The organism is Streptomyces tricolor (genome assembly GCF_002155905.1).
In the GTDB taxonomy this organism is placed as follows: Bacteria; Actinomycetota; Actinomycetes; order Streptomycetales; family Streptomycetaceae; genus Streptomyces; species Streptomyces tricolor.
On the sequence record NZ_MUMF01000726.1, the window covers coordinates 1 to 7,965 of the forward strand.

At 74.2% G+C, this 7,965-nt stretch carries 5 protein-coding genes; 4 read left to right on the plus strand and 1 reads right to left on the minus strand.

Features of this window, described 5'->3' with window-relative positions; translation table 11 throughout:
- Positions 1 to 91: 91 nt before the first annotated feature.
- Positions 92 to 910: a polysaccharide deacetylase family protein gene (locus tag CCN44_RS38250; protein WP_086703430.1), complete on the plus strand. Its 819-nt coding sequence runs from the start codon at positions 92 to 94 to the stop codon at positions 908 to 910.
- On the plus strand, positions 903 to 4,466 hold the full coding sequence (locus tag CCN44_RS38255; protein WP_086703433.1) for a lipopolysaccharide biosynthesis protein: 3,564 nt from the start codon (positions 903 to 905) through the stop codon (positions 4,464 to 4,466). Before CCN44_RS38250 ends, CCN44_RS38255 begins: the two co-directional genes overlap by 8 nt.
- Before the next feature lie 15 nt (positions 4,467 to 4,481).
- Here CCN44_RS38255 and CCN44_RS38260 read toward each other — a convergent pair whose 3' ends face one another.
- Entirely contained in the window at positions 4,482 to 5,900 is a 1,419-nt protein-coding gene (locus CCN44_RS38260) for a GH39 family glycosyl hydrolase (protein WP_086703435.1), read from the minus strand.
- A gap of 118 nt (positions 5,901 to 6,018) precedes the next feature.
- Between CCN44_RS38260 and CCN44_RS38265 the strand changes: the two genes are divergently transcribed.
- Both CCN44_RS38265 and CCN44_RS38270 read left to right on the plus strand, forming a co-directional pair.
- The gene (locus tag CCN44_RS38265; protein WP_059248492.1) at positions 6,019 to 7,113 is read left to right on the plus strand and encodes a DUF5925 domain-containing protein; all 1,095 of its coding nucleotides are present in this window, start codon (positions 6,019 to 6,021) and stop codon (positions 7,111 to 7,113) included.
- Between the two features lie 15 nt (positions 7,114 to 7,128).
- Positions 7,129 to 7,899 (plus strand): DUF72 domain-containing protein, encoded by a 771-nt coding sequence (locus CCN44_RS38270; RefSeq protein WP_059248493.1) that lies wholly within the window; start codon positions 7,129 to 7,131, stop codon positions 7,897 to 7,899.
- Positions 7,900 to 7,965 lie beyond the last annotated feature (66 nt).

Genomic DNA, 7,965 nt, shown 5'->3' on the forward strand with positions numbered 1-7,965 from the left:
GCCCCAGGCCCCGCCCCCGACGTCGGCCCGGGCGGCAGCCCCGGCGCGTCCGTCCGCGTGCCCGCCCGGGGGCCGGGCTCAGGGAGCAGCCATGAGTGATGCGCCCGTACCGATCCTCATGTACCACTCCGTCGCGGCCGTCCCGAACGACGCCACCCGGGCCCTGTCGGTCACGCCGGAGGCGTTCGCGGAGCAGATGGCGCTCATCGGCGACCTGGGCCTGACCCCGGTCACCACCGCCGACCTCGCCGCGCACTGGCGTTCCGGCCGCCCCCTGCCCGCCCGGCCGGTGCTGGTCACCTTCGACGACGGGTACGAGGGCGTCCACCGGCACGCGCTGCCCGTGCTCGCCCGGCACGGCTTCCCGGCCACGCTGTTCGTCTCCACCGGCTGGCTCCGGGGCGCCCACGACACCGGGGGCGGCCTGGACACCATGCTCGACTGGGGACAGGTGCGCGCACTGGCCGCCGCCGGCGTCGAGATCGGCGGGCACAGCCACACCCACCCGCAGCTCGACCAGCTCGGCGACGACGCGCTGCGCACCGAGCTGACCCGCTGCACGGAGATCGTCGCGGCCGAACTCGGCACCCGCCCGGTGTCGTTCGCCTACCCGTACGGCTACTCCAGCCGCCGGGTCCGCCAGGCCGTGCGCGCGGCCGGGTACGCCCAGGCGCTCGCCGTCGGCAACGCGCTCGCCCGCCGCCGCCAGGGGCCGTACGCCCTGGAGCGGGTCACGGTCCGCCGCACCACCGGCGCCGAGGAGTTCGCGCGGCTGCTCCTCGGCCGGGCCGTCACCCGCGCCTTCGCCGGGGACCGCGCCCTCACCAAGGGGTACGCCCTCGTCCGCAGAGTCCGCCAGGTCCGCCAGATCCGCCAGGTCCGCCGGAAGGCCATCCGTTCCCGTGTCTGACACGACCACCACGCCCCCGGCCGAGACGCCCGGCGCCACGGCGCCGGAGAGATCCGGCGCCGGCACCCCGCTGTTCCGCAACGCCTACGCGCTGATGCTCAACACCGGCATCTCCGCCGTCCTCGGACTCGGCTTCTGGCTGGCCGCGGCTCGCCACTACTCCGAGTCGGCGGTCGGCCAGGGCTCGGCCGCCATCGCCGCGATGAAGTTCCTCGCCGGGCTGACCGCGGTCACCCTGACCGGCGCCCTGGCCCGCTTCATCCCGGTCTCCGGGCGCCGCACCGGACGGCTCATCCTCGGTACGTACGCGGGCAGTTCCCTGGTCGTGGCGCTGGCCGCCGGGGTGTTCCTGCTGACCCTGGACGCGTGGGGGCCGTCGTACCGCTTCCTGCACGGGACGCTCAACGGGCTCGGTTTCATCGCGGCCGTCGCCGCCTGGAACGTGCTCACCCTGCAGGACGGTGTGCTGACCGGGCTGCGCAGCGCGCCCTGGGTGCCGGTGGGCAACAGCGTGTTCTCGGCGGTGAAGCTGGCCCTGCTGGTCGCGTTCGCCGTGGCCCTGCCGACCACCGGTGTCTTCGTGTCCTGGGTGGCCGCGATCGCCACCTCGGTGCTGCCGCTGGGCTGGCTGGTGTTCCGGCGGCTGGTGCCCCGGCACGTGGCGGAGACCGAGGACCGCGCCGACCCGCCGTCGCCGCGGCAGATCGGCAGGTTCCTGGCCGGGGACTACACCGGCTCGCTGTTCTCCCTCGCCGTGGTCTACCTCGTCCCGGTGATCATCGCCGCGCGGGTCGGCTCCGCGGAGAACGCCTATTTCTACATCGCCACCACCATCGGCGGTACGACCAACCTGCTCGCCCTCAACATGGGCGCCTCCCTCACCGTCGAGGGCTCCCACGACCCGGCCCGGCTGGCCGCCCACACCCGGGCCGCGCTGCGGCGGATGGCCCGGATCATGCTGCCGATCGCCGGTCTGCTGTTCCTCGGCGCGCCCTGGATCCTGGGCGTGTTCGGCGCGGGCTACGCGGACGCGGCGACCCCGCTGCTGCGCTGGTTCGCGGTCGGCGCGGTGCTGCGGACCGTGATGGAGATCCACTTCGCGGTGCTGCGCGCGCAGAGCCGTACCGCCGGTCTCGCCTGGCTCCAGGGCCTGTTGTGCGTGCTGGTGCTGGGCCTGACACTGCTGCTCCTGCCCCGGATGGGGCTGACCGGGGCGGGCGTCGCCGAGATCGCCAGCCTGGCGGTGATCGTGGCGATCGCCACGCCCGCGCTGTGGCGGACGGTACGGTCCGCGCCCGCCGGACTGCCCGAGACGGCGGCCCCGGACGGGGACCTCGCCGACCTGGGCACGCTCTCCCGCTCGCGGCCGGGTCCCCGCTGGGCGCGGGACGCCGGCACCCTGGCCCTCGGTGCCCACGCGGGCGTCCGCCCGGGTCCGGGCTCACCGGCCGCCCGGACCGCCGTACCCCTGCCGGGCGCGCGGCCGGAGCGGGAGCCCGAGGACGCCGTACCGGAGAACGCCGAGGGGCCGCCGGCCGGGCCCCGGCGGCTGCCGCCCACCCGGGCCGGGGCCGTCCTCGGCTGTCTGCTGCTCGCCGCGCTGGGGCTGTACTGGGTGCCGCCGCTGCGGCTCGGCGAGGCCGATCTGGACCGGATGGGCGGGCTGGGGCTGGTGTCGGTGCTGCCGGTGCCGACGCTGGCCGGGGCCGCCCTGCTGGTCGCCGTCTTCGCCGCGCTGCTCCGGCTGCGCCACGAGCACCGGGCGCTGCTGCTGCTCACGCTGGTGGCGACCGTGGTGTCCCTGCACGCGCTGCCCGCGGTGATCGAACCCGAGCCGCGGTTCCCGACCGCCTGGCAGCACCTGGGCTTCCTCGACCACATCGACCGCACCGGTTCCGCCGTGCCGGACCTGGACGCCCGCTGGAGCTGGCCGGGCTTCTTCGCGGTGGCCGCGTTCGTCGGCCGGGCGTGCGGGGTCGGCGACTTCACGGAGGTCATCCGCTGGTGGCCGACGGTGATCCAACTCGCCTATCTGGCGCCCATGTTCCTGCTGACCCGGGCGCTGCGGGCGAGCTGGCGGGCGAAGTGGACCGGCGTCTGGCTCTTCGGCCTGAGCGGCTGGGTCGGCCAGGACTACTTCTCCCCGCAGGGCTTCACCTATCTGCTGTACCTGGTGTTCGTGGCGGTCCTGCTGGTCTGGTTCCGTCCGCCCCGGGTGATCTGGACCCGGCTGCGTCCCGGCGAGGCCGAGGTGGAGCCGGCCGGCCGGCGGCAACGGGCCGTGCTGCTCCTGCTGCTGATCGGCCTGTACGCGGCGACCGTGCCCGCGCACCAGCTCACCCCGTTCGTGATGCTGGGCGTGCTCACGGCGCTCGTCCTGCTCGGCCGGTCGGAACTGTACGGCCTGCCGCTGCTCTTCGCGGTGCTGGTCGCGGTGTGGGTCGGCTTCCTGGCCGAGCCGTACTGGTCCGGGCACTTCGACGAGCTGTTCGGCGGGGTGGGCGGGGTCGGCGGCAATGTGTCCAGCTCGGTGTCCGGCCGTATCCAGGGCGGGAGTCCGACGCACAAGCTGGTGCTGTACACCCGGGTGCTGCTGGCCGGCTCGGTGCTGGCCCTGGCCTGCTGGGGCTGGTGGCGGCGGCGCCGCGGCCGGCTGCGCGAACGGTCCCTGCTGGTCCTCACGTTCGTCCCGTTCCTGGGTTTCGGCATGCAGTCGTACGGCGGTGAGATGGCGCTGCGGGTCTTCATGTTCGCGGTGCCGGGCGCGGCCCTGCTGGGCGGGCTCGCGTTCTTCCCGCGCCTGGGTGCCGGCGCCCGGGAGCGGCGGGTCCGGGCGGCCCCGGTGGCCGCGCTGCTCGCCGGGCTGCTGCTGGCGGGCGGCTTCCTGGTGGCCCGCTGGGGCAACGAGCCGTTCGAGCGGACCCGGCCCGGCGAGGTCGCGGCGATGGACTGGGTGTACGCCCACGACCGGCCGACGCTGCGGCTGCTGTGGCTGAGCCAGGACCCGGTGGACGAGGTGACACCGGCGCTGCCGTGGGGCGCGCGGGACATGGAGCGGGTGACCTACGTGCCGACACAGGCGCCGGCCGATCCGGCGCTGGTGGCCGGTCTGGTCAAGGCGCTCAAGGACGCCGGCCCGAACGCGTACCTGATGGTCAACCGGAGCCAGGTGACCTACCTGGAGCTGGACGCGGGGTTCCCGGCGAACTGGGCGCCCCGGCTGACCGGACACCTGGACGAGCGGCGGGAGCTGACGAAGGTCCTGGTCAACGAGGACGTCACGGTGTACGCGCTGCGCACCCGGCCGGCGGGGCCGGTGCCGCGGCCGGATCCGGGGCCGGCCGGGCCGCAGGTGACGTGGACGCCGTGGTCGGTGGTGGGCGCGCTGGCCGCCGTCATCCTGGTCGTGCTGCTGGCCGGCCGGGAGCTGGTGCGGGTCGCGGTCCGGCCGAGTGTGCGCCGGCTGCGGCTGCTCCAGGGCGGTTTCTGGTTCTCGCTGCCGCTGCTGGCGGTGGTGCTGGCCTCGCTCGTGCAGCGGTTCCTGACCATGAAATGACGGGGCGGGGGCGGCTCAGCGGTCGAGCCACCGCACCTCGTAGGCGCCCATCGCGAACCGCTCGCCGTCGACCCGCGCGCTGATCGGCCGGTCGAGGGTGTTGACGACGAGGACGGTCCGCGAGGTGGCCAGGACGCGGACGTGGGGCACGTCGTCCGGGGCGACGGACACGGTCTCGTACCGGCTGCCCGGCGGGAACGCCCGGGCGAACCGGGACAGCAGGCCGTACATGGGCAGTGCCCGGCCCCCGCCGCCGGTGTCCGTCGGGGACCACAGACAGCCCGGGCAGCGGCCCGTCCGCTCCTGCGGGTTCCAGTAGAAGCCGGAGCCGGCGCCGCCGCGGACCATGGCGATCAGTCCGGCGGCGTGCACGGCGCGGCGGTGGGCCTCGGACCAGCCGTCGCGTTCGTCGTCGCCGTCGGCGGGCTCGACGTAGTACTCCGCCCACCACAGCGGCAGGTCACGGGTCTGCCGCCGCACCCACGCGCCCACCGCGGTGAACTTGTCGGTGGCCGCGAACTCGTCCGGCAGCAGCTCGTCGTCGTTGGTGTAGCTGGAGCCGTCCACGACCACGAAGTCGGCCCCGGCCTTGTGCCGGTTCCAGTAGGCGAAGGCGTCCAGGACCCGCTGGTCCATGGCGCCCCACGGCCCCTTCACCGTGCCGGACGCCTTCTCGTCGCGCGGGTCGAGGCTGTCCATGGCGAGGTAGGGGCCGCCGACCATGATGTCCCGGTCGACCTTCTTCAGCGCCTGGTAGACGAGGTTGTACATCGCCGTGTAGCCCTCGTGGTCCCAGCGGCCCCGGGCGTCGTTCCAGAAGCCCTTGAACTCGTTCCAGACGATGAAGTGCCGTACGTCGGGATAGCGTTTGGCGACGGTCGCGGCGAGGTCGGCGAAGTCCTGGTAGTGGTCGGGGGTGGGCGCGGTCTCCAGGGCGGCCTGGCTCCAGTCGGTGTTGCCGACGCCGGGCCGGCCGCCCTTCATCCAGTCCGGCGAGCAGCACAGCGTGATCACGGGCGTGCCGCCGGACCTGCGGATGAAGTCGATACGGCGGTCCAGCGCGCCGAAGTCGTAATACCCCTGCACCGGCTCGGGGTTGTCGGCGCCCCAGCCCATGATGGCCTGGTCCTGCGGCAGCCCGCCGCCCCGCGCCAGCAGCCGTTCGACCCGCCCGACCGCCGGGCCGCTGCCCGCGTCGGCGCTGTACTGGGTGTGGGTGAAGCCCCAGCCCACGTACGGCTCCGGGGGGCGGGACCCGGTCGCGGGCGTGCCGTGCACCTTGTCACCGTCCCGCGAGGTGCCGGCGGTGCTGCCGCCGTCCCCGGGGAGCGTGTGGAGCAGGGTGACGACCAGGGCCAGAGCGGCCGTTCCCACACCGAGCAGCGCGGCGAGCCGCCACCGCCGGACCCCCGTAAACCACTCATGACGTCCCATCAAGGACAACAGTAGAGGCGGACACCGCGTGCCGGACAGGGATGCGCCGACAAAGAACCGCCCTCCGCAACGGCGGAAATGCCATGCGGCGAACGCACCTGTGCCGGATCATGGCGGCATGTCTGCGAACCCACACGACGCTCTGCCGATCCGGCTCCACGTCGACGACTCCGACTCGCCGTCCGACGTCGTCGACGCGCTGTTCCTCGGCCGCTTCGCGACGGGCGAGCAGCCGTTCTCGCACGCGGCGAACATCGACCGGGTGCGCTCGGGAGCGACCCTGCTGCCGGAGGGCGCCCGGGTGCTGCGGGCCGCCCGCGACGACGACCGCAGCGCGACCCTGGCCGAGGGGGACGGCTGGACCCTGCTGATCTCCCGCTGGAACCGGGGCGCGGACGTCACCGTCACCGCGACCAGCGCCGAACTGGCCAAGCGGATCCTGGACCAGGCCACGGACGGCGCGGCCGACGAGCCGGAACCGCAGCCGGAGAACGTGACGATGGGGTTCTGGTACGTCTCCCCCCGGCGCGGCCCGCACCGCACCACCCGCCAGATCTCCGCGGGCACCTGGGAGGAGGTCCGGCCCAACTACACGGCGCCGGTGGCGGAGGCCATGGACCGCCTGATGAAGACGACCCCCGAGGACATCGCCGGCCGGCTGCTGCTGCTCCACGGCCCGCCGGGCACCGGCAAGACCTCCGCGCTGCGCACCCTGGCCCGGTCCTGGCGGGACTGGTGCCAGGTCGACTGCGTCCTGGACCCGGAGCGGCTCTTCTCCGACGTCGGGTATCTGATGGACATCGCGATCGGCGAGGACGACGGCGCGGGCAAGGGCCGCTGGCGGCTGCTGCTGCTGGAGGACTGCGACGAGCTGATCCGCGGCGAGGCCCGGCACACGGCGGGCCAGGCCCTGTCCCGGCTGCTGAACCTCACCGACGGCCTGCTCGGCCAGGGCCGCAACGTCCTGGTCGGTGTCACCACCAACGAGGACCTGGAGCGCCTGCACCCGGCCGTGGTCCGCCCCGGCCGCTGTCTGGCCCGCATCGAGGTGGGCCCGCTGACCCGCGCGGAGGCGGTGAACTGGCTGGGCACCGAGGAGGGCGTCGGCCGGGACGGCGCGACCCTGGCCGAGCTGTACGCGCTGCGCCGGGGTACCGCGCCGACCTCGGTGCCGGGGGCCCGGGAGGGTGCGGACGCGGGCCTGTACCTGTAGTGCTTTCATGAGGGTATGACCCTGTTCGTCGGCACGTCGGGGTGGCAGTACAAGGACTGGCGGGACCTCGTCTACCCGGCCGGGGTGCCGGCGCGGCTGTGGCTGGAGGAGTACACCCGGCTGTTCGCGACCGTGGAGGTCAACAACGCGTTCTACCGGCTGCCGTCGTACGACACCTTCGCCGCTTGGCGCGAGCGGGTTCCGCCGGAGTTCGTGGTCGCGGTCAAGGCCAGCCGGTATCTCACCCACATCAAGCGGCTCAAGGAGCCCGAGGAGCCGGTGCACCGTCTGATGTCGCACGCGGCGGGCCTCGGCGACCGGCTGGGCCCGGTCCTCCTCCAGCTCCCGCCCACCCTGCGCGCCGACCCGCGGCTGCTGGACGCCTGCCTGGCCTGTTTCCCGCCCGGGACGAGGGTCGCGGTGGAACCCCGGCACGACTCCTGGTGGACGGGCGAGGTGCGGGAGGTGCTGGCGTCCCGGGGCGCCGCCCTGTGCTGGGCGGACGTCCTGGCCCGCCCGGTGACCCCGCTGTGGCGCACCGCCGACTGGGGTTACGTCCGCTTCCATCAGGGCCGCGCCCACCCTTGGCCGCGCTACGGCCGCCGCTCCCTGGACACCTGGGTGGACCGTGTCGCGACGACCTGGACCGACGGGGAGGACGTCTACGCGTACTTCAACAACGATCCCGGCGGCGCGGCGGTCCGGGACGCGGTGACGTTCGGCCGGGCGGCCAGGAGGGCGGGGCTGACGGTGACCCGGGTACCGGAGCTACTGGAACTCCGGTGACCCTGCTCCGCCCCGACGGCGGAATCCGGCGGTGCCCCGCCCACCGCCTGCCGCTTATACACATCT

What these genes read in the sequence shown, in the direction of transcription:
- CCN44_RS38265 (WP_059248492.1), top strand. Translation starts at nt 6,019, where the DNA reads ATGTCTGCGAACCCACACGACGCTCTGCCGATCCGGCTCCACGTCGAC.
- CCN44_RS38270 (WP_059248493.1), top strand. Translation starts at nt 7,129, where the DNA reads ATGACCCTGTTCGTCGGCACGTCGGGGTGGCAGTACAAGGACTGGCGG.
- CCN44_RS38260 (WP_086703435.1), bottom strand. Translation starts at nt 5,900, where the DNA reads ATGGGACGTCATGAGTGGTTTACGGGGGTCCGGCGGTGGCGGCTCGCC.
- CCN44_RS38250 (WP_086703430.1), top strand. Translation starts at nt 92, where the DNA reads ATGAGTGATGCGCCCGTACCGATCCTCATGTACCACTCCGTCGCGGCC.